Below are 26,999 nucleotides of genomic sequence, written 5' to 3'. Positions count from 1 at the left end.
ATAACAAGATTTTATCTATTGGCAAGAGTCTGAGATCGGCTCGTATCTGTTCTGATTTTTCAGAAGTATTAGCAACTATTTATTTAGAAAATAAGCACCAACCCGATGATCCACTAATGATTAAAAATAAAGAATATGGAGGAATAAACGATGATTACTACCTATTCACTCAAGCAACAGGCGGCGAATTGGCTCCAGCCATTAACGGAGCTACCCGTAGAGCAGGTGATCTCTATGCTGGAGGTTCCGCCTTCATCTGAGCTGGGTGACCTTGCCTTCCCTTGTTTTGTACTGGCGAAAAGCTGGCGCCGTGCGCCGCAGCAGATTGCAGTGGAGCTAAGTGAGCAACTTGGTGCCGCTGCATCGCCTTATGCTACAGCAGCAGCAACTGGAGGTTATGTTAATCTATCCTGGAATCGGCAGCATTATGCACCACTGCTGCTGAATGCAATTGCTTTGCCAGATTACGAACAGCTCCAGCCGGAGCAGAAGCAGCGCATCATTATCGATATGTCATCGCCTAATATCGCGAAGCCATTTGGCGTTGGGCATTTGCGTTCAACCGTGATTGGAGCGGCACTGTACCGCATTTATGCGGCTGCCGGGCATGAGCCGATTAGTGTTAATCATATTGGTGATTGGGGCACACAATTTGGCAAGCAGATTGTGGCACATCTGCGTTGGAGTAATCCAGAGCAGGCAGCTGCTGATCCGATTGGCGAAGCCCTGCGAGTATATATCAAGTTTCACCAGGAAGCAGAGACGATGCCAGAGCTGGAGGACGAAGCACGAGAGTGGTTCCGTCGACTAGAGCAGGGTGACGAAGAAGCGCTGGAGCTATGGCGCTATTTTGTAAAGGTCAGTATGGAGAAGCTAAATGGGATCTATGAGCGTCTAGGCGTGCAATTCGATGAAGTGCTGGGAGAGAGCTTTTACAATGATAAAATGCCAGCAGTTGTGGAGCAGCTCACGACGCTTGGATTACTGGAGGAAAGCCAGGGCGCACAGGTTGTACGGCTTGATGAGCTGGAGCTTCCGCCATGCTTGATTTTAAAATCAGACGGAACCACGATCTATCCGACTCGTGATCTGGCTACTGCGGTCTATCGGCGGCAGGTGATGGCTGGTGATCAGCTGGTGTATGTAGTGGGCGGCGAGCAGACGCTTCATTTTCGTCAGGTATTTGCTGTACTACGCAAAATGGGCTATGAGTGGGCAGATCATTGCACCCATGTCGCATTTGGCTTGATGCGAATTAACGGTAAAAAGATGTCTACGCGTAAAGGTAAGGTCGTGCTGCTAGAGCAACTAATGGATGAAGCGGTAGCACGTGCAGCTCAGATCATTGCGGAGAAGAATCCAGCCTTACCACAGCGGAAGCAGGTTGCCGAGCAGATTGGGATTGGCGCTATTATTTTTAGCGATCTGAAAAATGCACGTCAGAACGAGATCGACTTTTCACTAGAGGAAGCGCTCAGTTTTGAAGGGGAAACAGGACCGTATGTACAATATGCGCATGCGCGGATTTGCAGTATATTGAGTAAAGCAGAAGGCTTTGTAAATGATCCTATCGTAGCGCACAATGCGCCAATGCCGGAGATGTGGAGTGATGCCGCATGGGAACTATTAGGTCATCTGGGTAGCTATCGTGAAGCATTGGCGCGTGCGGTACAGCTACAGGAGCCGTCAGTGATGGCGCGCTATGCACTACAGACGGCAAGGCTATTCAATCAGTGGTACAGTCGAGATCGGATTGTCGACGCTGACCCTCGGGTAAAAGCAGATCGTCTCGCGCTGGCAAAATGGACCGGGCATACGCTGGAGCGCACGTTAAAATTGCTTGGTATGGCGGCTCCACAACAGATGTAAATCGCGTGCAACAATTGCGTATACCTAATCGTTTATAGAGTGAAGGTTCATACAGAACCGTGATCATGGGCAATAAAATGCTTTATAGTAAGCCCGTATCATTTGAAAATTCGATAATAGATGGAGGGATATGCAATGTGGAATGCAAAACAAAAGGTTGCAGCAACACTGGCGTTGTCCTGTGCCATTGCTGGCGGAGCTTCGGCGGCAGCAGCCGCATTTACAGATGTGAAGGGCGCAGATAATCAAGCGATCGTGAGCTCGCTTCAGGACAAGGGAATTATTAATGGGGTGACCGCTACGCAGTTCAAGCCGAATGGTTCATTAACACAGGCGCAGGCGATTCAGATTCTTGCCAAAGCATTTGAATTGAAAAAGGGTGGTGCACAGGTGATTCCAGCGGCAAACCAGCCGTGGTATTCCGGTGCAGTGGAAGCGGCTAAGGCGAACAAGCTGTCGTTGCCATCTACATTTAAGCCATCCGCAGAAGTGAATCGCGAGGACTTTGCACTGTGGCTGTATGAAGCGATCAATACAACGGGGCAGTATCCAGCGACGAAGATGTTTGTCGTGTTTGAGGATCAGGATCAGATCAATAAGGATGCAACCAATGCCATTCAGACACTGGTCAATATGAATGTGATTCCACGTTCCAGTGTAGGTAAGAAGTTTGAGCCGAAGGAAGCCATTACTCGTATGGACGCCGCGGTATGGGTAGATAGTGCAGTGAAGATGATTGATCGTGCTCATGCGAATCAGAATGATGATACGACAACACCACCAGCTACCGGATCGGAGGGATCGCAGATGGGGGATGAGCCGCTACTGAACGTAACCAGTACTGCGGATGGCAAGCAAAAGGTTACCTTAACTGTCGAACTGCCTAACCCGGGCTATGGCTTGAAGATCGATAATGTGAAGCTGACCGATGACAAACGTGCGATTATTTCCTATTCTATGACTCAGCCTGAGCCAGGTATGATGTATCCGCAGGTGATTAGCGAAGGTAAAGTAGAGACGGTTATTCCAGCAGGCTATACTCCGGAGCTGGCAACGAAGTAATGGCATTTGGTGCAATGAATCATGCATCCGTATGATCCAGACGATGAGTTAGCGATTTAACGAATACATCATCATCATGGATAACTGTGATGAAGAATAGATATAGAAAAACAGCCCCTCGATACATTCGAGCGGGCTGTTTTTTATGACGATTTATTAATTAGATCGCTTATTTGATGCAAATTTTAGATTGAAGCAGGTAGAGGTAAGAAATACATATACATTTAGAAAAATAAATGTACCACTAATTGTAGGATTCATTTCCACCATTATATATGCAATGGATTGTAATGGATGCCTCCTAAAACTGTTCTAATCGTTAATTTAAACCTTCTTCGGCTCGACTTCGATTGGCTTCTCCGTAACCTTCTTCGTTTCATACAGATCAGAGCTTTTTTTCAGCCATTCGAACAGATGCGTAATAACGACCTTGAGTACCGCATAGCCTGGTACAGCTAGCAGAATACCTACTACGCCGAACAGATTACCTGCTGTCAAAATAACGAAGATAATCGTGATCGGATGAACCTTCAGCGATTTACCCATAATTTGTGGAGAAATCAGTTTACCTTCAATCAACTGTACCACGGTCCATACAACGATCATTTTGAGCAGCATGACTGGCGAGGTTACGAGTGCAACGACCAGAGCAGGCGTAATGGCGATTGCAGGCCCGAGATAAGGCACGATACTTGTAAACGAAGCGATAATCGCCAGTACAAGCGCATAATCGAGACCGATAATATTGTAGCCGATATACAGCAGGATACCGATGCAAAAGCTAACGATAATCTGACCGCGAATATACGAGCTGATTTTATTATTCATTTCCGACATCACTTCGGAGGTTTGTCCGCGCAGATTAACCGGAATGAATTGCAGAATGTACGACGGTAACTTTTTGCCATCCTTGAGCAGGTAGAACAGGATGAACGGTACGGTTACGATCGACAGGATAACCTCTGTTAATGTACCGAGGAAACCACCAATACCGGAAAATGTAGATGCAAATCCTGAAAATCCGCTACTGAACAATGCTTCGCCACGAGCAGAGAGTGTTTTCAGTAGTTCTTGCGGATTCACATTCAGTGATTGCTGAATTTGGAGGAATACATCGCTGCCAAGCCATTTTTGAATTTGAACGGTCGCCTGATCATACAGTGTTGGAATATTACCGATCAATTCGAGAATCTGACTTTTGATGACCGGAATAACCAGACTAATAATAAGTACGAGTACGCCGATAATGAGAATATAGAGCAAAATAATGGAATAAATACGTTTGACTTTATGCCGTTCCAAAAAGTCGACGAGCGGATTGAATAGATAAAATAAAATACCGCTCAAGATGATCGGCAAAATGACCGTTTTAACCAGTACGATCAATGGGGTGAACACATACGGAATTTTAGAAAGCATAAAAATATTAATCGAAATCAAAAATAACACAAGCAAAAAAATAACGAAGCGATTGTTTAGAAAAAATAATTTAAAACGTTCGCTCCATAGTCTAGCGCGTTCCATGAGTGGCTTCATTCCCTTCTAAGTCTAATTGTCTATGATGTGTAATGTGATCCATTCGCTTGATATTTCTAGCATAGCGGTAAGCGACTGATAGAGCAAGTAAACTGCGTTAAAGCTATGAATATTACTAACAAAAATGCAATTTATAGGTAGACAAAGAAGGAGAAAAGAGCTAAATTGAATTGTAGTTCAAAAGGCTTAAAAAAACTTAGAAACTGTGACTTACATCACAACGATTAGTTTAGCTTTTTGATAAAATTTAAATTAATAAGATTGTGAATGAACAATAGTGTGTATATGAGCAGCTAGCAGCTCGTAGAATCTCCAACATTTCTGTATTTATTCCAATCCAACCTTACCCAAAATCACGATTTGCGAGGTGCACTATGAAACTCTCTCTTGGTTCTAAGCTGGTGGCAAGCTTTATTGCCGTGTCTATCATTACGTATGGTACAAGCGCTTTCTTTATTTTTTATTTGAAGTCTTATCTGGCATCTGGTATGGCGGATTGGATGTATGTATCGATTGTATTGCTGCTCGGTATTACATGGAGCGGTATTCTGGGTTTCGTGATCTCTCGTTTTTTGACGCGTCCGATTGTACAGCTGTCGAAGATTGCCGAGCATGTATCTGCTGGTGACCTGACGGTTGATATTCCTGAACGCCGTGAAGAAGATGAGATTAAAGTGTTGAATGATGCATTTCGGATGATGGTAACGAATATTAAAGATATCGTTGGCGATATTGCTCGTAATACAAGTACCACCTCCAGCAATGCTGATTCCTTGAGCGGGGCAATTAATGAAGCAGCGCATCAGATTGAATCGTTATCGACGATTGCCGATGGCATCTATCAGGGTGTACAGCGGCAACAGGAATCTGCGGAAACCTCGCTGAAAACTGCGGAAAATATGCTCGGTTCCTTTCAGCAGATGCGTGATAAGTCTCATCATATGCTGGAGCTGTCCAGTACGATGGAAAACTCTGTCCAATCCACACGTGGTATTTTCGCTTCGCTGAAGACAGGCATGGATACCTTATCCATTTCGCAAAATCAAGCCGAGCAAACGGTGCGACTGCTGGACAATCAGGCTTCCGATATCGGCGCAGTTAGCGGTACGGTAAAAGAGCTAGCCGAGCAAACGCATCTACTGGCACTGAATGCATCCATTGAAGCGGCTCATGCTGGCGAGCACGGCGCAGGGTTCGCTGTCGTTGCTTCCGAAATTCGTAAACTGGCAGAACAAAGTAATGATTCCGCACAGCGCATTCAATCATTGATCACCGCGGTACAAACGCAAATTCATGCCACCGTAGAGCTTATCCATAATCAAAATGAGCTTGTACAGCGTGAGACGAAGCATACAAGTCAGGTGGAGCGTACATTGAATGAGTTTGGAAGCGTTGTCGATGAATTCATGGCGGCTGTACAATTAATGGAAAGCTCCATCTCCGAGCAAACGGATCGCGTCGAGCTAACATACCAGCATGTGCAGCAAATTCGCGAAATGGCGGATAAATTCCATGAAGGCGCACGCCAGATCTCGATTGCAACCCATGAAGAAACAGCGATCATGGAAGAAATCTCTTCCTCCTCCGATGAGCTGAGCAGCATGACCTCGCGTTTATTAGAAAAAACGAAGGTATTCACCGCCTGAATCTAATTCCAATTAAAAAACAGACCGTATCACAGCTAGACGTAGCCATATCGCTACGATAAGAAGTGTATACGGTCTGTTTGTTTTGGCGCCAATTCATTTGCGCAGGTCATTCTACAGGAGCTATAAACAGGGCAGTAAATAAAGACGCTCGTAATTAGCACTCCAATCGTCTATGATGCCTGACCTGTTGTAGTTGCACGGGCAGCATTAAACTGCCAGTCTATACATGCTAAAAGCTATTGTCGTTCTAAAAAAGCTACGATTATGATATGCAATACTTGCTCTCGCCCATTATGGAGCACGAGAGCTATGATATAAAGTCTTCGATCTAGCTTATCCATTGCTAAGTCTAAAGGTAAATTGAAATGAAACGATGTCACGCGCCACGATACCACGCATGTACACCGAAATATATGCTCCTGCAGAAACCGATCCTGCATTGCCCTGATTATAACGCTAATATAATGTACATTTTCATCTGAAGAGTGAAGAGTGAAGAGTGAAGAGTGAAAGGAGGTAGGTTCAACCCAACGCTCCTTATCGCTTCTCCATTCTTATTTGTCTCATCTCATATCTCTACCTTATGTCGTACGCCCAACCAGCCCTGCGGGTACAGGAACTTCGCGATCCTCGGGACGTTCTGTACCATCTGGAACAGCATTCGAGCCAATCCCGGTTTGCATGCGATACATTTGACGATAGCGTCCATCGATCTCCATCAGCTCATCATGTGTACCGCGTTCAACGATTTCTCCGCGATGCAGCACCAGAATCTGGTCGGCACTACGAATGGTGGAGAGACGGTGGGCAACGATAAAGGTAGTCCGTCCGCGTTTTAACACTTCGAGTGCAGATTGGATCAGTGCTTCTGTCTCGGTATCGATATTGGCTGTCGCTTCATCCAGAATTAGAATAGCTGGATCATACGCAAGTGCGCGGGCAAAAGAGATTAATTGACGCTGTCCAGCAGACAATGTACTTCCTTTTTCCACTACAGGCTCATCAAAGCCCTTTGGCAGATCGGCCAGAATGGTATCCGCACCTACATCGCGCAGTGCCTGCTCCAGTCGTTCGCGGCTAATCTTTTCATTGTCCAGACTGACATTAGACGCGATCGTACCGGTAAATAGATACGGGTCCTGCAAGACGATACCCATATGCTGGCGAATCCACTGCTTCGGCAGATCGCGAACATTTTGACCATCGATGGTAATTTTGCCCTGCTGTGGATCATAGAAGCGGAACAGCAGATTGATGATCGAGCTTTTGCCTGAGCCGGTATGACCGACAAGTGCGACCGTCTGACCTTGACGCGCTTCAAAGTTGATATTTTTCAGTACAGGGTCTTTTTTATAGGCAAATGTAACATCCTTGAACTGTACATCCCCTTTATAGCGAGGCATCGAGCCATCGGTTACGGCTTCGCCTTCCTCGTCCATCAGCTCGAACACACGTCCTGCGGATACCATCGACAGATCGAGTGCAGCCAGCTGATTCACCATACCTGTCATCGGCTGGAACAGACGTCCAAGCACATCGACGAATGCATACAGCACACCCAGCGAGATTGCACTATCAAAGCTACCGAGTGCAGCAGAACCGAAGTACCATAGCACCATAGCTAGCGTCAGGTTACGTAGCACATTGACCAGATTGTGCGAGGTCAATGAATTTAGACGCAGCATTTTATTTTGATAGAACAGATAGTCATTGTTTAACTGTTCAAATTCATCCTGTGTCTGCTTCTGCTTACGGAAGATGCGAATGATCGACATCCCTTGAATCGATTCATTGATGATCGCATTAATCTCACTCAGACGAGAACGGATAATTTTGTTGTACTTGGTTGCAATTTTGCGATAGATCATAACCCATGCGATCAGTACCGGTACAAGGAATAGACAGACAAGTCCAAGTCGGAAATCCAGAATGAACAGCGCCACATACACGCCCAGCATATAGACTGTACCTGAGCTAAAGTTAGCCAGAACCGCAACAAACAGGTCTTTTATTGCTTCCGTATCATTCGTTACCCGTGATACGACTTTACCTGCGGGCAGATTATCAAAGAACGGCACAGGCAAGCGCTGGATATGAGCGTATAGATCGATACGCAGCTGCTGAATGACCTTGTTGGCAGAGGATTGCAGCCAGTACGTTTTACCAAACTCTGTAATGATCGAGATGATCAAAAAGATAAAGTAAAGTCCGATCAGCTTATAAATACTCGGCAGCTCTGGCTTATAAAAGGAAAACAATTCACTAGCCGATAGCGGAACTGCGTTGTAGACAGCTTGCTCACCCTGCGGGCTGCTGATCGTCAGCTTACCATCGGCATATGTTTTTTCACCTGTTGTTGTCTGCATCGGTCCTTCTACAAAATAGAAGCTGGCTCCACTTTGCAGGACATGAGCCTCGTTACCTTTGGTAGCACCTTCTGCCCACAAGCCTTCACGCTTATAGAACTTTCCATTGTAGGCAGCCGCATTCGTATCGTTAGCAGTCGTTTCGTAAAAAGGCTGCTCAATAGCAAACATATGATTATCGATAATGTTCTTAGCGATAAATGGACCAGCCAGCTCGGCGCCGACGCCGATCACGAGCATGATCAGCGCAACGATAAATGTCTTTTTGGCGCGTAAAGCGTATTGATACAATCGCTTCGTAATTGTCTTATTATCCAGCCGTGTCATCGGCTGTTCATTCAAATCCTGTGTCTCCACGATTAAGACACCTCCTCATCAAGAGAATCCGAAACCTGCTGCCGCTCATATTGCTCACGGTACCAGCCGTCGGCTTGTAGCAGCTCGGCATGTGTTCCCTCTTCTATAATTCGTCCTTTGTCCAGTACGACGATATGGTCAGCATGCTCAACCGCAGATAGGCGGTGAGTAGCGATCAGCGTCGTTTTACCTGAACGCTCGCTGCGGATATTTTCAATAATACGTGCTTCCGTTCTAGCATCGACTGCGGATAATGCATCATCCAGAATCAGAATTTCCGGGTTGGAGATAAATGCTCGTGCTAGAGAAACACGCTGCTTTTGTCCACCGGAGAGAGCAACCCCGCGCTCACCTACGACCGTGTCCAGACCTTCCGGGAAGGTATGCAGATCATTATCGAAGGCAGCTGTGCGAATTGCTGTCATCACTTCTTCATCCGTAGCATCCGATTTACCAAAGCGAATATTGTTCCGTACACTACGCGAGAACAAAATTTGCTCCTGCGGTACATATCCAAGCCAGCTATGTAGCTGATCCTTTGCAATATGCTGGATCGGTACGCTATTGATGCTCAGTGTACCGCTGCCTGCTGGATACTCATGCAGTAATTGCTTGAGCAGCGTGGACTTACCGCTACCGGTTCGACCGACAACACCCAGCGTTTCGCCTGCTTTGATGCGAAGTGAAACCTGCTGTAAATTATCCACTGTAGAGGTTGGATAACGGAACATCACATCTTTAAATTCAATGCGATCTGGGCGCTTCACCGGGAATGGCTCATCGATATCTTCCACATCCGGCTTCACCGCAAGCGTTTCATTGACACGATCCAGCGATGCATTACCACGCTGCATAATATTGATCAATTCGCCAATAGCGAACATCGGCCAGATCATCATGCCCAGATAGATGTTAAAGGACACCAGGTTACCGAGTGTCAGCTCATTATTGAATACGAGATAGATTCCGTAGCCGAGACCGATAATATAGCTCAGTCCAACGAACAATCGAATCGTTGGCTCGAACAATCCATCCACCATAGCTACCGCCAGATTTTTACGATATACATCATTCGTAATATGCTCGAATCGTTTCTCATCCTGACGCTCCTGTACATAAGCGCGAATAACACGCACACCAGCGATCGATTCCAGTACCTGGTCATTCATATCACCGAAAGCATCCTGTGCCAGTGTATAGCGCGAGTGAATGACTTTACCGTAAATTGCCATCGACAGGGCGATAAAGGGCAATGGTAAAATAGCAGCCAACGTCAGCTTCCAGCTAATCAGAAAGCCCATCGCCATCAGGACGGTCAGCAGATAGACTGTGGAGTCGGTCAAGGTCAGCATCCCGAATCCAACCGTCTGTGCAACAGAGCGAAGATCGTTAGTCGCTCTTGCCATCAGATCCCCTGTACGACTACGCTCGAAAAATGGCGGTGTCATGCGTAGCAGATGCGCCATAAAACGTGTGCGTAGCAGTCGTTCGACCAGATTGGAGCCACCAAACAGGCTATGCATCCAGACGTAGGTGATTCCATAAATGAGAGCCATCGTCAATACGATCGTTCCAGAGTAATAAAACAGCGATTGGTACGTAATGGTGCCTCCAGAAATCTGATCAATCGCTTCTCCAAGCAGCTTGGGCGGAACGAGTTCGATCACGCCAACCACCGCCAGCATAATAATCCCGATCAAATACCTCTTACGTTCCCGGCGAAAAAACCAGCCGAGATTTTTCAAAACAGCGAACATAGTATCACTACCTTTCCGGTGCAAATGTCATCTGCACCATGTTACCTCTCATTGCTTCGACATGCTGTTCCAAACTTGCTATTCTGGCATCCTTCCACATGCAGCAACCAAAAAAAGACACGTCGTGTGCATAAGCAGACGACGTGTCCTAATCATTGGACGTCATATGAGCGCACGGTTGTGAGCAACCGCGCGAATAATCTCCAGTGGATACTTGTAAGGTGTAGTCAGGCGTACCAATCACCTTGAAGAAGGATATCCATCTGCCGGGTTGCTCCATTGTTAAGTTGTCCCATCGAATCAAAATTCATATCGAAAGTCATATCAAGGTTATGTACGATCATCAGTGGACGCATGGAGTTCACCCTTTCTTCTTGGAATAGTGGCAGATGGCAATAATTTGAAAATTATCACTTGCCTGTGTCTGATTGTAGCACTGCGTTTTTTACGTTGTCAATCAAAAACTTGTCGATTTTATAACAAATTTTAGATATCATGAATTCTATTTTTCCGTATAGAGTTAAAAAAGTTTACATAACGAACTTCATATCAAGTAGTTATGTCAAATGGAATTGCGGATAACGAAACGTAGTCGCTTTCAGGCTGAATATACACTGACATGTCATGTTGCACCCATTAAGCTGGCATGAAGCTGTGACGAATATCTTGCAAGCATGATATAATAATTGCATGTTGAGGGTATAGGATACCAAGACCTTTACATGGTTATACTTCACAATGTATTGTATCGCAGTTGTATGCATTGAATGAATTAAACTTAAAGAAAGGCGGGATCAATGATGTCCATTGCAGTTTCTGATGAAGCAGCACGCTGGTATAAAAAGGAGCTTGATCTGAAGGAGGGCGATGCGATTCGCTTTTACGCCCGCTACAGTAGTAATAGCGATATTCATCCGGGCTTTTCGCTCGGTATTTCGGTAGAGCAGCCAATCAGTCCGGTACTTCAGCAGCAGGCAGAAGGGATCCAGTTCTATATGGAATCTCAGGATATGTGGTATTTGAACGGTTATCGATTGAATGTAGAGTATATGGATCATGAGGATGACATCCGTTACGCCTATATTCCAGAATCGTAAGCGATCGAATGTAAGCGAGCATGAACGATAAGCGGGTAGCTAAACGATGAAGAGCGGTGTGCACATGAGGTGCATACCGCTTTTTTTGTGATTTTAATATAGGATTACAGATGCCGCGAGGATAAGGGCATTGATAATCGTTTCTACATAGTAAAGTTGCTATTAGGCTCCGACACGGGGATCTAATCGATCGCGCAGCTCATCCCCAATTAGATTAACGGCGAGGACAAAGCTGGTAATGGCTAGCCCTGGAAATGTACATATCCACCATGCGATCGTCAAGTAGCCACGTCCCTGTGATAGCAGGGCTCCCCAATCAGGAATCTCACTCACCGTTCCCAGACCAAGAAAGCTCAGCCCGGCTCCGGTCAAAATGGAACTACCCAGACCGATCGTTGCCATTACCAGTACAGGAGATACGGCATTCGGCAAAATATGGCGACGAATGACATGCCAGTTAGAAGCACCAAGCGCACGTGCTGACTCAATATAACCACGTGTGCGAAGCCCAACAATCCCACCACGCATGACTCGTGCATAGCCAGGGATGGAAGCAACTGCAATCGCTAGCACAATATTAGGCAGACCAGGACCTAATGCTGCGGCAATAGCAAGTGCGAGCAATACACCCGGAATCGTCATCAAAATATCCATAATGCGCATAATGATCGTATCTGTCCAACCTCCTGCATAGCCTGCCAGTGCGCCCAGTATACCACCAGCAAGTACGCCAGCAAGAACAGAGCTGAAGCCGATTAATAGTGAGACTCTTGTGCCATAGATAACCAGACTTAATATATCGCGACCAAAATAATCCGTTCCGAGCCAGTTCGTAGCTCCAGGCGGCTGCAAAATACGATCTGCCATCATGGCAGTAGGCGAATAGGGCGCGATCCATTGTGGAACTAACGCAAATACGATCAGTGACGCAACGAGTGCCGAGGCAATTCCAGCCAGCAGCAGACTGAACCATTGCTGTCGCTTTTGCTTTTTCCAGCCATGACTTTCGGCTTGTAGAGCATGATTTGCAGCATCGCGCCGATTCACGGTAGCTATACCGAATAGAGCTTTCATCTGCAATCCTCCTATTTTGGATACGATTTGTCGTATATCGGTCTATAGTTGAACTCATGCTGCTAATAAGGCATTCGCTATATCATTCAAGTAGAGCGGCGGATGCGCGGATCGATATACGCATACGACAGATCCACAATCAGATTAATCAACACATACACAATCGCTGTGAAAAAGACGACACCCTGCACAACCGGAATATCCCGTCCCATAATCGCATCGGCAAGAATACGCCCGATGCCCTGTCTGGAAAAGACCGTCTCAATAACGACTGTACCTGCCAGCATTTCGCCAAGCTGCATCCCGACAACGGTAACGACCGGAATTAATGCGTTGCGTAACGCATGGCGGTACATGATCACCCGCTCACTAATGCCTTTAGCACGAAGGGTTGTAATAAACGGTTCATGAATCACTTCCAGCATGCTCGTTCGCACCATCCGAATAATAAAGCCAGCACCCACGATACCGAGTGCAATGGAGGGAAGTACGAGTGTCTGCCAGCCATCTGAGCCCATTGCTGGAAACCAGCCGAGCTGAATAGAGAAGATAAGGATCAACAGAATGCCTGACCAGAAGGTTGGCATCGAAATACCGAACAATCCGATAATGCGAGCCAGAACGTCAATCCACCCATTACGATGTACAGCGGACAGCACACCGAGTGTAACTCCAATAACTGCGGTGATCAGCGTGCTCGTTAGCGTAAGCATGAGCGTTGCGGGAAAATGAGCCAGAATTTTAGGCAATACAGGCTCTGAATTCAGCATCGATACGCCAAAATCGCCACGTAATATACCACTCAAATAGTGCCAGAATTGAATGTAAAAGGGTTGATCCAGCCCTAGCTGTACCCGCAAATTTTGAATCATTTCCGCGGTAGCATACGTTGGATCAATCATGGACAACACCGGATCGCCCGGCAGTAGATAAAAGATAGCAAATACGAGTATCAATGATCCCAGCACGACCAGTAAGGACGAGATGATACGGATTCCTGCCAGACGAAGCATGGTCATCCTCCTGTTCCTGTTAATGTCACATCATTGAAGACCGGATATCCCAGATAGTTAAAGTGTAGACCGTGCACACTTTTAGAAGCGACCACGGTATATGGGAAAATATACACTGGAATAATGAGCGCCTGATCGCTAATCCGCTCCTGAATTTGGCGATAGATCTGTTGACGTTTAGTAGAATCCTTGGTCACAGCACCTTCTTCCAGCCATGTATCGAGCTGCGGATCAGAGTAGCCTGTCAGCGTTTCGCGTGCACCAGCTGCCGGGGTGTGATAGAAGGAAGATAATGCATTGGGGTCGGCGTTCACCTGACTATTTCCATACAGATCATATGCCTTATTTTGAAAGACGATGGTAGCGATATCTTTCGTAATATTTACCTGTACTTCGATCCCGACGGCTTTTAATTGCTGCTGTACCATAGCGGCGATATCATTGCGTTTTTCGCGATTAGGGGAGCTATCGACATATCGTAGTACTAGCCGTTTGCCGTCCTTCACGCGAATTCCATCTGCACCGCGTGTCCAGCCCAATTCATCCAGTAATTGATTGGCTCGCTCTACATTGGGCTGGATTTTATTTTCCAGTGATGCATCATAGCCTAGAATGTTTGGAGTGAGTGCAGACCATGCTTGTTTGTAGGTTCCGAGATACAGCGTTTTGACAATGGCGCCGACATCGATAGCGGATTGCAGTGCCTGCCGTGCTTTTAACTCGTTCCACGGAGCATTGCGTTGATTAATAAAAAGCGTATAAGGTAAGCCAGGTGTATCGGTTTGCAGCAATTGCTGATCCGAGCTGTTTTGCAGTCCGAGTATATTTTGCGGAGGGACGGTTTCAGCGGCTAGCACCTGTCTACTCTGTACACTGCCAACACGCGTAGCTTCCTCTGGAATAATGGAAAATGTAATTCCATCCAGTTGAGGTGCCTTTGTATTGTCCACTGTTTCGGGTCCCCATGCATAGCGATCATTACGCTTCAGCTTAATGCTGGCATTGTCTTCCCAGCTCACAAATTCAAATGGACCTGTGCCGACAGGATGCTGTCCAAACTGCTCGCCGTATTTTTTGGCTGCGGTAGGAGAGATGATGCCCAGCATCGACTGGCTTAGATTGGCAAGAAATGCCTGCGATGGATGCGACAGATTAACTTTGATCGTATATTCGTCAATCACATTGGATGATTGATATGGTTGTATGAGCGCGAGTGCATTCGCTGCCTTGGTTACTGGATTGATAATACGATCCAGATTGAATTTGACAGCTTCTGCATTGAATGGGGTGCCATCATGGAAGGTAACATCTTTACGTAACTTAAACGTATAGCTCAATCCATCTGTGGAGGTTGTCCAGCTTTTTGCCAGCCAGGGCTTGATTTTGCCGTCTTGATCCTGGACAACCAGATTGTCATAAATATTGCCAAATACACGCACCGATACGGCCCAGCCACTTCGCTGCGGATCAAGCGTATCAGGCGTTGTCGCCAGCGCATAGGTGAGCGTACCGCCGGTTCCGCCATTGGCAGCCTGTGCAGATTCGCTGCCAGTGCCTGCATGGGAACCGCAACCCGACAAAATAAATACCATTACAAGCAAGCCAATCCATAGGCTGCGTCGGGAATAGTGTAAAGCGATTTTAGGTGTAACATCATTCATCGGATTCATCCTTTCGTTGATGAGAGATAGAGGATAACGCTTTTCGGGCAAACTGCACATGCAGGCGTGTGCCCAGCAGCAGTACATTTTCATCAATATCAAAGCGTGGATGATGGAGTGGATAAACCTCCTGTTGCTCTGGTGCACGACAGCCGATAAAAGCAAAGGCTCCGGGGCGCTGATGCGTATACAGCGCAAAGTCTTCACCTGCCAGTACGGGCTCTAATGACTGAATACCGCTTGAACCGAATACTTCTGCTGCCGCTGCCTTCACTTGCTCTACGACAGCCGGATCATTACGCAGCACGGTGCCTGTACGCTGTACAATCTCGGCGGTTCCACCATGCTGCGCAGCAATCTGTTCCGCATAAAGCTGGATAGCGGATGTGATACGTTCTACCGTTTGTGAATGGAAGGAGCGGAAGGTGCCGGTCAGCTCGCTTTTGCCAGCAATAGCATTTTTTACAGTGCCAGCGTGCAATGTTCCAAATGACAGTACGGTTGCTTCCAGCGGATCAATCTGAGTTGCCATAAACAGCTTGATATCGTTAATAAAGCGTGCCGCCATCATAATACTGTCTGAAGCCAGATGGGGCGTGCTATGATGACCAGGTGTACCATGAAAGGTAATGGTAAAATGACTCGATGCCGCCATCGCCACATCGTTATGAATACCGAGCTGTCCGGTTTCCAATTGCGGCCATACATGCAGTGCAAATACCTGATCGACATGCTCTAATAGGCCATCCTCGATCAGATCGCGACCACCGCTAATCAATCGTCCATCGAGTAGTGAAGGCTGCGCGCCTTCCTCGGCCGGTTGAAAAGCAAAAATAATCGTTCCGTGCAACTGCTCGCGTTCGGCTGTCAGTACCCTGGCGGCGCCAAGCAGCATCGCGGTATGCGCATCATGACCACAGGCATGCATGATTCCTTCGCGAGTCGATGCATAAGCGGCTGTATTTTGCTCATGAATAGGCAGTGCATCCACATCGGCACGCAGCAGAACAACAGGCCCTGGCTGTGATCCGCGTAAAATACCGATCACCCCTTTATGAAAATGACGTCCTACCTGCTCATGCAATTCGATATCCCATTTGCGTAATAAGCCAGCAATTAAACTCATCGTTTGATCAACGTCAAACATCAATTCCGGATAACGATGCAGGTGACGACGAATGCGCGACAGATCACTTTCCAGCGTATCCCTCCATGCATGTGTTTCAAGCGATAAATGATCTAGCATAAGCTTCCCCTCAGATCCGAATTATTCATTTAATTCCTATCGAATAAATATGAATTATGCCATTAAATGTATGATGTACATGCAGTAGCGTCAATGCGTTTACTAATAGATAAGATCGATTTGCTTATAAAATATATCAATAACATAAGCGCAGACGCTCGATTATTGATTGGTATATAGCGATCAGAACAGGGGTGATGGACCGGTGCCTACCGATCAGAACACAGCAAAAAGTAGTATACCTGTCATAGCCATACGTGAATTTATCTAGCATTAAGCTTATCGTTACATAGCGTTCATACAGCATGGGTATGATAACGACATGCTTAGCTGCTCCAGTAGACGAAGCAGTAAGGCAATATACGTTATACAGGAAAGGAATGGGAGAGAGATGAGTACATTAACAGGAATGGTTGTCTTTTTATGGCTACTGGTCAGTGTGATGTTCGCAACAGCGGCTATTTATTTTACCCGTCAGCATGTGCTAAGAGGACGGTACGCGGTGCTCTGTCTATCGGTAAGCTTCTTCATGCTAGGTGCCTCGATGCTGAGCATGTACGGAATTAGTGGGAATATGTAATGGGATGCTATATATAGAAGGATGGCAGAAGATGAGAATGTCACAGTGTATATTATGTGTAATCTTTACAACAAAAAAGCCTCCAAAAGGACGATGCCGTGTACATCAGGCACGCTTTTGGAAGCTTTTTTAGGTTATACTGCCTGGCGATTATACGGGCGAAGTACCTTCTAGAGCATAAGAGAAATCTTCAATATCGAATACCTGAACAGGTACCTTCGCTTCGATCATACGCTGAATTAACTCGAACTGATCGGTTAGCATCGGCGCTTCCTTTTTCAGTGAAGATAGAATTAATTCGGTTTCGATCGGGTCAAATGACTCGCCGTAATACGCATTATCCAGCGCATTGACGACAGATATTTGCACGTTGTCGCTAAATACAATACCAGAGCTTTGCGCCCATGGCATCTGTAGACAACGCTGAATTTTCTTTTTATTGAGCGGCTCTTCTAAGTAACGGATCAGCTCTTGAACCCGGTTGCGTACCTCACGATCCTCAAGTGGACTATTCATGAGGGGTTCATCACTTTCCGCAAATTCATATAACTCCATAATCGTTGTGTATGGAACGATATAATTGACCGGTTTATCCGGGTTTAGAAGCTGCCCATAAATCGCGATCATGACCGCTTCAATGACAAATGTCTGGGACATGGACAAATCCTCCTGGAAATGCATACGTATACACATCGTTGTTAACCTGACCATTTAGAAAAACAGTCAAAGCTGTACTGGCAGTATACCATATTCGATCCCTCGCAATAAATGCAAACTTGCAAAAAATCGAAGTACAGCTGTAGCAAGCAGGGAGTACAAGGAGAGCTACAGCCTGATCATGCGTATAACGCCAGACTATAGTGAAGGTCATGCATCCTCCAATCGCTCTAGTCAGAGCTAATTAAACCATAATCCTGAAGTGTATCAAGCTTGAATTTTGTCAATTCTGCCGTAGCGGTATGATGAAGCTGTTCATGATTCGCCTGAGCACGAACACGCTGCTCCCAGCCTGCTGAACCTCCAAAACGAGTGCTAGCCGCGGCGGGCCATATCGCAATCATGGCGCTATAGCTGAGAATCAGCGCTTCAGCCTGCTGCATTTCATTGCACCACCAGGAGAGCAACACCGCATCGGTCATCGCTTGCACGGGATAATCTGTAGCACTGCGGATGGATGCATCATACCATTGCTGCATCGCTGCATAGGTTATCGGCTCTGTGAGGATCGCGCTATACTGGGAGCGAAACGCCGCTGCGATATATTGAAACTCCTGACTATGGCGAATGAAGCTAATCGATTCTTCTCTACCTCTGGCATCATACATAGGAAGGGGACAGACTAACGAAATAACTGGAAATACCGTCATCAAAGAGTGCGTATGTACAATCGGCACATAATGCTCGCCGCCATAGACTGGCTTCATATATACGCCGATCAGAAGAGGGCCATAACGTTTAACCCAGTGTAAAGGCTTGATTATCGTATAATCGGAAAGCACCTCGCTCCAGTCACGAGCGATACGATTTTTGGCTGCTGTCGTTAGCTTTTTCATCTGAACACCTCGCTATTATAGAGGGAATTAAGATTTACCGATGAGCAGAGATAGCAGTCCAGCCGCGATCAATGGTCCAACTGGAACTCCTTTGAAAAAGGCGACACCAATCAGCGTTCCGATCAGTAATCCTGCTACTAGCGTTGGCTGATTCGTCATCAAGATCGTACCGCGTCCGCCCAGATAAGCGACAAATAGACCAATGCCTACAGCGACAAGCGATTTCCAGCTGAGAAAGGAGGAAAGGATCGTATCGATGGAAATTTTACCACTAGCCAGCGGCGTCATCACACCAATTGTCAAAATTACAATACCAATCGTTAAGCCGTACTTTTCCAGCCACGGGAAAGCCTGATGCCAGCCAAACGCACGGATAAGCAGCAGCACGAGCATCGCAATCGTGACCGTTGTATTTTTACCTACGATACCGAGTCCTGCCATTACAAGCAGGATCAGCGAAGGCATATCAATGGCAGCCATGTATTCATTACTCCTTTGTTCTGAGATTATCCTGCTCGGATTGTAGGCAAGCTACAATCATTAGCATAGGGTTCTTGTCTTACGTATTGCCAAAAACCAAGCAACATGATCGTGCATAAAAGTGAACGAGTATATCAATAAAGAATCGTATGACAAATTGAAAATGTCCGCCGGAATCCAGCGGACGTATGTTGAGATAGGAACAGTAATAAGAAGTAACATTGTTTGGAGAGTAGCTCATGCACATAAGGAACTACAACTATACATATAAGCTGTATCAGCTATACACACAAGCAGCTACAGTTATATAGAAGTAGCTACAGCTAGCTGTACATACGTATAAACCGAAGACCTATACACTCACACACATACGTATAAGCCGAAACTATAGATACAATAGTAATAGTAAACCGGACGAAAGGATAGAAACGAAAGGGATCAAAAATAGCCTCCGTTTCCCAAGCTCGTCCTGGCCTGTATTTTGAACCTTATTCAGCCAATGTTTTCGGTGATAGACGATCTACAATATGACGAGCGATCAAGGCGCCATGACGACGTCCTGTCTCAATAAATACCTCGTTCGCATTGCGACCAGAAGCAATAACACCAGCGACATACAGACCAGCGATATTCGTTTCCATCGTATCCGGGTCAAAGCGCGGCTTGTCCATATCATCGCTCATCGTCACACCCATCGATGTGATCAGCTTACGATCCGGGCGAAAGCCAGTCATCGCCAGTACGAAGTCGTTATCCAGCCTGTCGATCGAGCCATCGGTATTGCGAGTAACGTGCACCTCGGATTCGGTAATATGGGTCACACGTGAATTCAGATGCAGCGCGATTTTGCCCTTCATGACCAGACCTTCAAAGATCGGACGCACCCATGATTTAATATTGGCAGACAGATCACTACCGCGATAGACCATATCGACCTTCGCGCCTACACGTACAATTTCCAGTGCGGCATCTACCGCCGAGTTACTGCCGCCGATAATAGCAACACGCATACCTGTATAGGGATGTGCCTCACGAAAATAATGCGTTACTTTATCCAGATCCTCACCCGGAATGCCCAGATAGTTCGGATGGTCAAAATATCCTGTCGCAATGATCACGCGACGTGCTTGATACGTATGCTGCTCGCCCTGACGATTCACCGTGTGCAGGGAGAAGCTGCCATCGTCATGCTTTTCAATACCGGTTGCTTCAGTATACGGCTGCACATTTAGTTCATAATGCTGTGCAGCACGGCGATAATAGGCTAATGCCTCATGACGAAAAGGCTTTTCATTGGGCGTTGGAAAAGGAAGATCACCAATTTCCAGTAGCTCGGCTGTGCTAAAAAATTGCATATTCGTCGGGTACAGATAAATCGAGTGCACCACATTATATTTTTCAATCAAAAGAGTATTCAGGCCCAGACGCTCACATTCAATCGCGGCAGACAAGCCACACGGTCCGGCACCGACAATAATAACATCTTGCATACAGGGTAAATCTCCTTTCCATATCCGCATATTATTTCTATAAACTCGCTGCTCTCCATCATACCATATTTACCAAAAAACCGCAGTCGGTATACTAATCTGTGTACGCTGACAGCCATCCTACTATACGCTGCATACATTATGAAGTCAGATACGCTTCGTATATAACTTCATAATCGCGATTATGTATGATAGAGCATAATGTATAGCTATAGCGCAAGGATGTGAGTACATCGAACCAGGAAGAGAGAAGGGGACGCTGACCGGGTCGAATCAGAGCATATACCTAAGTATGTTGTTGCAGCTAGCTAAAATGAATCAAATTGGCGTGAAATCGCATAAATTTGTAAAAATATGCATCAATCTTTGTAAAAGGCGGTATAATAATAGTAAGCATAAAGAAAAGGTTAGTCGCTTTCGTCGGATGGGTTTGTAACCGTTTTCTGCACTCGTTATTTATGAAACGATGTGCTAGAGAGGAGAGACAATTATGTCTATTCTGGAACGATTCAAAAGCAAAGGTAAAAAGGCTCTTAACCGCTTGCCGTCTGTTCACGTAACACTGGATGAATTACGGAGCGCTGTACTGCGCTTTGAACGTGATATGGGCAATGGGATTAACCGCACTGTACTGATGCAGGAGGATGGAAGTATAGATCTGGGTCGTTTGAGTCGTTATCTGGGAGGCTCGTCTGATCAGAAGTTTTACCTGTCCCGCGAAACATTTGAGCTGTTTGACGAAAGCGAGCGTCATATTCCGTATCATCTGGATCGTGTGCAGTGGGCGGTCGATGATTATGTGAATGAAAACGGGCATTTGCCAGTGTTAAGCGATTCGCCTTATTTGGAGGTGGATTGCCGCAAGCTCTATCAGCAGCGCTATCTGCATGAGATTCCTGATTTTCCCGTATACGTGACCGATCAGGAGATGATGGTTACCCACCGTGAGCCTGCTATTTTACCGAAGCAGAAGGAAGAGCAGGATCGCTCATATGTGCTGTTATAGGCTGAATTGGCTTGAAAACGTATGAATATAATATATTTTATAAAGAATAGAGTAGTATCGAGTAGGTTGGCATGAGCATGGTATCGAGTAAAATCAGATGCTGGGCTTCGTGATGGATACTAGCTAAACGTTTGATCATGAATGAGAAGAAGATTGGAAATGTATTGTATATTTTGAGGTAATCAAGGTCTGTAGCGGTGTATTCTAATCGGTGCAGGCTTTTTTGTGCTGTTTGTACGTATAGTAGGCTCCTGCATACAATACAGGATGTGTGCAGCAGGCGATTGCCATCTAGCTTGCCCTTTTGTAGAATAAACGGGACGTAGTAGGATATTAAGAACGATAGATCAAGGATAGACAGGGGAGAACGATGAGATGACAAAACAGTTACCAGTTGAAGCACTGGAAAAGGCGGCAGAAAATCTCCAGCAGGGAAGGACGATGGAGGTTACAGCAAATGATACACCGATCAAGGCAGTCATTTTCGATCTGGACAATACACTGATGGATCGGGATCATGCGTTTCGCGCTTTTTCGGAGCGACTCGTTCGGGATTATCTTGGACATGTGGATGAAACGCTGGCGCGAGATATTATCGGCTACCTGCGTATTACCGATGCAGATGGCTATCGGGATAAACGGGGCTTTTTTGAAGAATTGACGGAGCGCTTACCATGGGCAGAGAAGCCAGAAGTGGATGATCTGTTTGCTTATTACAATGAGCATTATATGCAGGAAGCGCGTCTGATGAAGCATGCGCGTGAAGCGATTGCTGCTTGCAGAGAGCAAGGATTTCGTCTGGGAATATTAACAAACGGGACATATGATATTCAGTATGGAAAGGTGCGTCATCTGAAGCTTGAAGGAGATTTCGATGTTATTCTGACCTCAGGAGAAGCGGGAATCAAGAAGCCTGATGCGCGCATTTATGAGATGATATTAGAACGGCTGGGAACAAGCGGAGCTGAAACAGTATTCGTCGGTGATCATCCGGTAAATGATATCTGGGGTGCCGCTCAATCGGGTATGCGTGGTATTTTCCTGCGTCGCAGCTTTGCATGGGATAATGAGCTAGGAATGAAGCCGTGGCGTACGATTGATGAGCTGGATGAGCTGGGAGCGATTTGGGAGCGAAAATAGAATAAATTTTGAAGATAGAGTCTCCATATAAAGAAAAAAATGGAGACTCTTGTTTTTATTGAGAGTATAATGGACTAAGACTAAGGGCTTATGAATAAACACAGTCATAGTCAAATAACTATAAATTATTTGGGGGTCTCTAACTATGAGTTTAGATAATCTGGATGTAAAAAAATTTTATGAATCTCAAAATGATATATGGCCTGTAGGAGATTTATGGCATGAATATACTAAAATACAAATTGAAATTTACTTAAACAAAAAAAAGCAATTATTTCTAGACAATCCCTCCACTTTAAATGCTGGTTCTGGAGGAAATACATATAACCTTGATATCAAAATGCACCATAGCGATATAATTGAGAAACATATTAAAAATTGTGAAGACTATACAGTGTGTAGTATAGAAAAAACTCCATTTAAAAACGAGGCTTTTGGATCTATTATTTGTGTTGGTAGTGTTATTAATTATTGTGATGCATTAAAAGCAATCTCTGAAATGTCTAGAATAACTAAGCACAAAGGATACTTGGTGCTCGAGTTTGAGAGTAGCTGGAGTATGGAATTTTATAAGTCAACTAGTCATAAAAAAAGTGCCTGTGTTATCAAAACAAAATATTTTAATGAAGATCATATTTTGACTGTTTATTCCATAGAATATATAAAAAAGCTATTGAAAATGAATAACTTCAAATTAGTCGATTCATCAAGATTTCATATAATTAGTAGTTATGCGTATTTCAAGACAAAAAGCGAAAATGATTCTGCTAAATTCTGTTACCTAGATGTTTTTTTTAGAAAAATCCCCTTTTTCTCCAAAAGAAGTCATAACATTATTTTATTATGTCAAAAATTATGATTTGATTTTCCGGGATATATAAATACCTACGATCGTAGTCAAACCAGTTATAATTGCACTTAATAGTGTAGCTATGGACTCTTCCTTTAGTCCAAAATGCTTATAAATAAATTGATAAACAAAAAATACTAAAACTAGTAATAGAAAAACCGATGTTGTTATGGCAAAAGAATAAATAACTTTACTTCTAACACTTTTTGCAGGTACAGAACCTGCTGTTTTTTGTGAATCATCAACCGTTAACAGAATACGCTGTTCTACTGAGATACTGACTGGGTCTTTTATTATTCCTTCTTTTACTTGAGCAAATAATTTTTCTAATTCTAATTGATATTCTTCAAACTCTTTTTCTGCCATAAATGCTTGATACCAATTTAAATAATACGTAAAGTAAATTGTTTTAACTAAATTTATTACTGTGTTTTTGGATAATTCTTTTAATTCCGTAGTTGCATTGCTTTTAATATGCAGTTTGGCAGGAAGAAAGCTTTCGAAGTTATTCTCGCCCAGTGCTGGCTGAAAGTAATCAAACTCAATAACGCCAAAATTTTCCATGGACAGTAATCTTCTCAAAAAAGAACTCTCTTTGTCGATATGCTCTCCGTTTTTTTTATTATTAATTTCCGTAACCCAGTAATCAGATTCGTATCCATTCTTGTCCATTAAATTTTGTATCAAACTGAATGAGGGAAAGAAGACAGCATTCAAACGATAACCACTTTTAAAAGTTAAATAATCAATAAAAGAGGTTCTAATTTTGCGAAAATAAGCAATTTCTGCAAAACCGACTACCATGTTATCTAAATAAATAATAAATATTAAAAATTTAAAATCATCATTATTATTAGATTCTAACCAATGCAAAATGTGGTTGGTTTCAGTTTTAATTTCTGGTGGAGTCTCATCGTTATATATCTTAAGCGCCTTTATCAGGTCTTCATCATCTCCTTTAGACGCTATCTTAACCTTGTAAGAATTTTTTACTACTTCATGCACGTATGTAGACCCCCAAATAATTTATAGTTATTTGGAGGTCTCTATTTTGTTTCTAGGGTTATATTTATTCAATACTGTACGTTTTCGTTTGATAGAAACTTCAGTGTAAATTTCGGTTGTACTCACACTAGAATGGCCCAAAATTTCTTGGACTGCTCGTAAATCGGCGCCATTTTCAAGTAATTGGGTTGCGAAAGAATGACGTAGATAGTGAGGCGTAGCGCTAGTATTGATTTTGGCTAATTGTTTATACTTGGAAAAGATATCTTCAATGCCATAAATGGAAAGACGTTGTCCATATTTATTTAAAAATAGGGAATCACATTGAGGTGAAAATTCGAATCTAATCTTTAACCAGTGTTGAATTTTATCAATTAATTCTGAACTCGATAGATACAATAACCGTTCTTTTCGACCTTTTCCAAAAATGATAATAGAGCGATTACGCAAGTCGAGATCCTTTAATCGAATTTGTACTAATTCGCCGATACGTATACCTGTAGAAAATAAAAGATCGATGATTGCATCATTTCGTATACTTAGACGTACTTGAAATGGACTTGTACGAGATGATCGTTCTTTTTCAGGAGCAGTTAATAGACGTTTAATTTCATGCGGCGGGAGCGTTTTAGGTATGCGTTTAGAAGTTTTAAATCGTTTTCCAAGATGTATAAGAGGAGATTCACTAATCCAGTTTTTTTGTGCAATAAAAGCAAAGAAGCTTTTAAAGGTAATATACTTTCTTTTAATAGTGGAATCTTTAAGATTGTTATTCTGAATAAGATGAGAAAAATATAAATGAATAATATCTTCAGTAACAAAGTCATATTGATGCTCATCTAACCAGATGGTGAAGCGATTCAAGTCAGATATATAGGCTTTGATCGATTTCATAGACAAATTTTTTTCAATATACATATGGTTGATATATTTTTGGATATAGATCGTATAATCTGTAGATTTTAAATGCAAAATAGAACCTCCTCAATTGAATCAATATGTTTATGGTCTCTTATAGTTTGTTTAAGCTTGGTGTTTACTGAACTTATGAACAAGTGTGTGCTCAAATATTAATTAAAGCCTTCACAATTTTATGATTGAAAAGCTTAAATGTAAATGTAATGTAGCGGATATCACTAAATATGACTTTCTCATCTGATAACCTTCTTCGCAAAAATCTACAGACACAGTAAATAAAACACTTGCCATAATTCCAAATTCATTCTATATTGTTGATGTATCAACGTTGATATATCAACATAAACTGAATAAGGGCATCTAATTACATACTGCCCACACAAAGGAGAATAACAATGACCAAAACAGTTCTAGTCACTGGTGGTAATAAGGGAATCGGGTATGAGATTGCCAAGCGTTTGTTGCAGGAGGGATATCGGGTTCTGGTAGGAGCGCGTGATCAGCTGCGTGGGGAGAAGGCGGTAGCAGAGCTGCAAGCATGGGGTGATGCACAGCTCGTATTGCTGGATGTGGCGAACTTGCAAAGTATTGAGCATGCTGTACGCATCGTTACTGACCAATACAGTGAGCTGTCACTGCTGGTTAACAATGCAGGTATTCCGGGCGATATGCATAAGGTAGGCTGGGAATTTGATGTAGAAGAGCTACGAGCTACGTATGACGTTAACTTTATCGGGCCTTTTGCGCTAACGAAAGGGCTGCTTCCATTACTGATTGCCAACCATGGTAAGATTCAAAATGTCACAATTCCGATTGAGCCGCTGACTCATTTTAATGCATTTGCTTATGCCACATCTAAGGCGCCGCTGAATGTGATGACTAAATCGTGGGGAATGAGCTTTGAGCAGGAGCAGCTTCCTGTACAGATTTTGGCTGTGTTGCCGGGTGCTGTTTCTACAGATTTGAATGGGAATATGACCGGTGACTTTGTGAAAATGCCTGCTGAAGCGGCTGAGTTCATCGTAAGCTTCCTGATCGATGACAAAAATCATAATGGACAGATTATTAATTATGATGGCACACCCATTGTTTATGGCTAATTAGCCTTGATCGAATACCGATTCGAGTGTATCGTATGGGATTGTGCGAGATCGTTTCTTTTGAGCTAATGGCAAGGGTTTCTCACGTTGGGAATAACAGAGCTAGCTTGATCACACCTGATCACCATTATTCATCTTTTCGTTACAAGAAGATGCCGTCATGACACGGAATGCTTGTCAACAAACAGCA

Annotated in this window: 22 protein-coding genes; 9 read left to right on the top strand and 13 right to left on the bottom strand. The window is 44.3% G+C overall.

Features of this window, described 5'->3' with window-relative positions; all coding sequences use genetic code 11:
• Window positions 1-150 precede the first annotated feature (150 nt).
• Both argS and SK066_RS14125 read left to right on the top strand, forming a co-directional pair.
• Entirely contained in the window at window positions 151-1,869 is a 1,719-nt protein-coding gene (gene argS / locus SK066_RS14130) for an arginine--tRNA ligase (protein ID WP_320541993.1), read from the top strand.
• A 135-nt stretch (window positions 1,870-2,004) separates the two neighbouring features.
• Window positions 2,005-2,931, top strand: coding sequence for an S-layer homology domain-containing protein (locus SK066_RS14125; RefSeq protein WP_320541992.1), 927 nt, complete (start codon window positions 2,005-2,007; stop codon window positions 2,929-2,931).
• Window positions 2,932-3,255: 324 nt separating this feature from the next.
• Here SK066_RS14125 and SK066_RS14120 read toward each other — a convergent pair whose 3' ends face one another.
• On the bottom strand, window positions 3,256-4,455 hold the full coding sequence (locus SK066_RS14120; RefSeq protein ID WP_250343360.1) for an AI-2E family transporter: 1,200 nt from the start codon (window positions 4,453-4,455) through the stop codon (window positions 3,256-3,258).
• A 386-nt stretch (window positions 4,456-4,841) separates the two neighbouring features.
• On the opposite strand from SK066_RS14120, the gene SK066_RS14115 reads away from it, so the two are divergent.
• Window positions 4,842-6,113 carry a methyl-accepting chemotaxis protein gene (locus SK066_RS14115; RefSeq protein WP_320541991.1) on the top strand — a complete coding sequence of 424 codons (1,272 nt, stop codon included), beginning with the start codon at window positions 4,842-4,844 and terminating at the stop codon, window positions 6,111-6,113.
• 584 nt (window positions 6,114-6,697) lie between these two features.
• On the opposite strand, the gene SK066_RS14110 is transcribed toward SK066_RS14115, so the two are convergent.
• Both SK066_RS14110 and SK066_RS14105 read right to left on the bottom strand, forming a co-directional pair.
• A complete protein-coding gene (locus SK066_RS14110; protein WP_320544889.1) occupies window positions 6,698-8,809 on the bottom strand; it encodes an ABC transporter ATP-binding protein in 2,112 nt (703 codons plus the stop codon).
• A gap of 32 nt (window positions 8,810-8,841) precedes the next feature.
• Window positions 8,842-10,596 (bottom strand): ABC transporter ATP-binding protein, encoded by a 1,755-nt coding sequence (locus SK066_RS14105; protein WP_320541990.1) that lies wholly within the window; start codon window positions 10,594-10,596, stop codon window positions 8,842-8,844.
• Between the two features lie 800 nt (window positions 10,597-11,396).
• Between SK066_RS14105 and SK066_RS14100 the strand changes: the two genes are divergently transcribed.
• Window positions 11,397-11,693, top strand: coding sequence for a HesB/YadR/YfhF family protein (locus tag SK066_RS14100; RefSeq protein ID WP_250343435.1), 297 nt, complete (start codon window positions 11,397-11,399; stop codon window positions 11,691-11,693).
• Between the two features lie 162 nt (window positions 11,694-11,855).
• On the opposite strand, the gene SK066_RS14095 is transcribed toward SK066_RS14100, so the two are convergent.
• The 4 genes from SK066_RS14095 to SK066_RS14080 all read right to left on the bottom strand — a co-directional run bounded on the left by SK066_RS14095 (window position 11,856) and on the right by SK066_RS14080 (window position 16,687).
• Window positions 11,856-12,767: an ABC transporter permease gene (locus tag SK066_RS14095; RefSeq protein ID WP_320541989.1), complete on the bottom strand. Its 912-nt coding sequence runs from the start codon at window positions 12,765-12,767 to the stop codon at window positions 11,856-11,858.
• An 86-nt stretch (window positions 12,768-12,853) separates the two neighbouring features.
• Entirely contained in the window at window positions 12,854-13,780 is a 927-nt protein-coding gene (locus SK066_RS14090) for an ABC transporter permease (protein WP_320541988.1), read from the bottom strand.
• Window positions 13,781-13,782: 2 nt separating this feature from the next.
• On the bottom strand, window positions 13,783-15,441 hold the full coding sequence (locus SK066_RS14085; RefSeq protein ID WP_320541987.1) for an ABC transporter substrate-binding protein: 1,659 nt from the start codon (window positions 15,439-15,441) through the stop codon (window positions 13,783-13,785).
• Entirely contained in the window at window positions 15,434-16,687 is a 1,254-nt protein-coding gene (locus SK066_RS14080) for a M20 metallopeptidase family protein (RefSeq protein WP_320541986.1), read from the bottom strand. The genes SK066_RS14085 and SK066_RS14080 overlap by 8 nt, the downstream gene beginning before the upstream one ends.
• Before the next feature lie 391 nt (window positions 16,688-17,078).
• Between SK066_RS14080 and SK066_RS14075 the strand changes: the two genes are divergently transcribed.
• A complete protein-coding gene (locus tag SK066_RS14075) occupies window positions 17,079-17,267 on the top strand; it encodes a hypothetical protein (RefSeq protein ID WP_320541985.1) in 189 nt (62 codons plus the stop codon).
• Between the two features lie 150 nt (window positions 17,268-17,417).
• Here the strand turns inward: SK066_RS14075 and SK066_RS14070 are convergent, their stop codons facing one another.
• From SK066_RS14070 to SK066_RS14055, 4 genes are all read right to left on the bottom strand, one after another.
• The gene (locus SK066_RS14070; protein WP_188776741.1) at window positions 17,418-17,924 is read right to left on the bottom strand and encodes an ADP-heptose synthase; all 507 of its coding nucleotides are present in this window, start codon (window positions 17,922-17,924) and stop codon (window positions 17,418-17,420) included.
• Window positions 17,925-18,154: 230 nt separating this feature from the next.
• Entirely contained in the window at window positions 18,155-18,820 is a 666-nt protein-coding gene (locus SK066_RS14065) for a hypothetical protein (RefSeq protein WP_320541984.1), read from the bottom strand.
• 27 nt (window positions 18,821-18,847) lie between these two features.
• Window positions 18,848-19,291, bottom strand: coding sequence for a DUF441 domain-containing protein (locus SK066_RS14060; RefSeq protein WP_320544888.1), 444 nt, complete (start codon window positions 19,289-19,291; stop codon window positions 18,848-18,850).
• Between the two features lie 497 nt (window positions 19,292-19,788).
• Window positions 19,789-20,790 carry a YpdA family putative bacillithiol disulfide reductase gene (locus SK066_RS14055; RefSeq protein WP_250343352.1) on the bottom strand — a complete coding sequence of 334 codons (1,002 nt, stop codon included), beginning with the start codon at window positions 20,788-20,790 and terminating at the stop codon, window positions 19,789-19,791.
• Window positions 20,791-21,280: 490 nt separating this feature from the next.
• Between SK066_RS14055 and SK066_RS14050 the strand changes: the two genes are divergently transcribed.
• The 3 genes from SK066_RS14050 (at window position 21,281) to SK066_RS14040 (ending at window position 23,795) form a co-directional block, all read left to right on the top strand.
• Window positions 21,281-21,796: a DUF3939 domain-containing protein gene (locus tag SK066_RS14050; protein ID WP_250343351.1), complete on the top strand. Its 516-nt coding sequence runs from the start codon at window positions 21,281-21,283 to the stop codon at window positions 21,794-21,796.
• A 375-nt stretch (window positions 21,797-22,171) separates the two neighbouring features.
• On the top strand, window positions 22,172-22,936 hold the full coding sequence (locus SK066_RS14045) for an HAD family hydrolase (RefSeq protein ID WP_320541983.1): 765 nt from the start codon (window positions 22,172-22,174) through the stop codon (window positions 22,934-22,936).
• A 145-nt stretch (window positions 22,937-23,081) separates the two neighbouring features.
• Window positions 23,082-23,795: a methyltransferase domain-containing protein gene (locus SK066_RS14040; RefSeq protein ID WP_320541982.1), complete on the top strand. Its 714-nt coding sequence runs from the start codon at window positions 23,082-23,084 to the stop codon at window positions 23,793-23,795.
• Here the strand turns inward: SK066_RS14040 and SK066_RS14035 are convergent.
• Both SK066_RS14035 and SK066_RS14030 read right to left on the bottom strand, forming a co-directional pair.
• Entirely contained in the window at window positions 23,790-24,791 is a 1,002-nt protein-coding gene (locus SK066_RS14035) for a hypothetical protein (protein ID WP_320541981.1), read from the bottom strand. The genes SK066_RS14040 and SK066_RS14035 overlap by 6 nt on opposite strands.
• A gap of 27 nt (window positions 24,792-24,818) precedes the next feature.
• Window positions 24,819-25,763 carry a tyrosine-type recombinase/integrase gene (locus tag SK066_RS14030; RefSeq protein WP_320541980.1) on the bottom strand — a complete coding sequence of 315 codons (945 nt, stop codon included), beginning with the start codon at window positions 25,761-25,763 and terminating at the stop codon, window positions 24,819-24,821.
• Window positions 25,764-26,104: 341 nt separating this feature from the next.
• Between SK066_RS14030 and SK066_RS14025 the strand changes: the two genes are divergently transcribed.
• Window positions 26,105-26,809, top strand: a complete 705-nt coding sequence (locus SK066_RS14025; protein WP_320541979.1) for an SDR family NAD(P)-dependent oxidoreductase — start codon at window positions 26,105-26,107, stop codon at window positions 26,807-26,809.
• The last annotated feature ends 190 nt before the right edge of the window (window positions 26,810-26,999 follow it).

This window comes from Paenibacillus hunanensis, from assembly GCF_034055775.1.
GTDB lineage: Bacteria > Bacillota > Bacilli > Paenibacillales > Paenibacillaceae > Saccharibacillus > Saccharibacillus hunanensis.
This window is presented reverse-complemented; position numbering and strand designations above follow the sequence as displayed.

Bases quoted from the DNA above. Each gene is read 5' to 3' on its own strand.
- SK066_RS14065 (WP_320541984.1), bottom strand. From the start codon at position 18,820: ATGAAAAAGCTAACGACAGCAGCCAAAAATCGTATCGCTCGTGACTGG.
- argS (WP_320541993.1), top strand. From the start codon at position 151: ATGATTACTACCTATTCACTCAAGCAACAGGCGGCGAATTGGCTCCAG.
- SK066_RS14040 (WP_320541982.1), top strand. From the start codon at position 23,082: ATGAGTTTAGATAATCTGGATGTAAAAAAATTTTATGAATCTCAAAAT.
- SK066_RS14105 (WP_320541990.1), bottom strand. From the start codon at position 10,596: ATGTTCGCTGTTTTGAAAAATCTCGGCTGGTTTTTTCGCCGGGAACGT.
- SK066_RS14090 (WP_320541988.1), bottom strand. From the start codon at position 13,780: ATGCTTCGTCTGGCAGGAATCCGTATCATCTCGTCCTTACTGGTCGTG.
- SK066_RS14085 (WP_320541987.1), bottom strand. From the start codon at position 15,441: ATGAATGATGTTACACCTAAAATCGCTTTACACTATTCCCGACGCAGC.
- SK066_RS14115 (WP_320541991.1), top strand. From the start codon at position 4,842: ATGAAACTCTCTCTTGGTTCTAAGCTGGTGGCAAGCTTTATTGCCGTG.
- SK066_RS14110 (WP_320544889.1), bottom strand. From the start codon at position 8,809: ATGACACGGCTGGATAATAAGACAATTACGAAGCGATTGTATCAATAC.
- SK066_RS14075 (WP_320541985.1), top strand. From the start codon at position 17,079: ATGAGTACATTAACAGGAATGGTTGTCTTTTTATGGCTACTGGTCAGT.
- SK066_RS14100 (WP_250343435.1), top strand. From the start codon at position 11,397: ATGTCCATTGCAGTTTCTGATGAAGCAGCACGCTGGTATAAAAAGGAG.
- SK066_RS14095 (WP_320541989.1), bottom strand. From the start codon at position 12,767: ATGAAAGCTCTATTCGGTATAGCTACCGTGAATCGGCGCGATGCTGCA.
- SK066_RS14050 (WP_250343351.1), top strand. From the start codon at position 21,281: ATGTCTATTCTGGAACGATTCAAAAGCAAAGGTAAAAAGGCTCTTAAC.
- SK066_RS14120 (WP_250343360.1), bottom strand. From the start codon at position 4,455: ATGGAACGCGCTAGACTATGGAGCGAACGTTTTAAATTATTTTTTCTA.
- SK066_RS14070 (WP_188776741.1), bottom strand. From the start codon at position 17,924: ATGTCCCAGACATTTGTCATTGAAGCGGTCATGATCGCGATTTATGGG.
- SK066_RS14125 (WP_320541992.1), top strand. From the start codon at position 2,005: ATGTGGAATGCAAAACAAAAGGTTGCAGCAACACTGGCGTTGTCCTGT.
- SK066_RS14055 (WP_250343352.1), bottom strand. From the start codon at position 20,790: ATGCAAGATGTTATTATTGTCGGTGCCGGACCGTGTGGCTTGTCTGCC.
- SK066_RS14045 (WP_320541983.1), top strand. From the start codon at position 22,172: ATGACAAAACAGTTACCAGTTGAAGCACTGGAAAAGGCGGCAGAAAAT.
- SK066_RS14025 (WP_320541979.1), top strand. From the start codon at position 26,105: ATGACCAAAACAGTTCTAGTCACTGGTGGTAATAAGGGAATCGGGTAT.
- SK066_RS14080 (WP_320541986.1), bottom strand. From the start codon at position 16,687: ATGCTAGATCATTTATCGCTTGAAACACATGCATGGAGGGATACGCTG.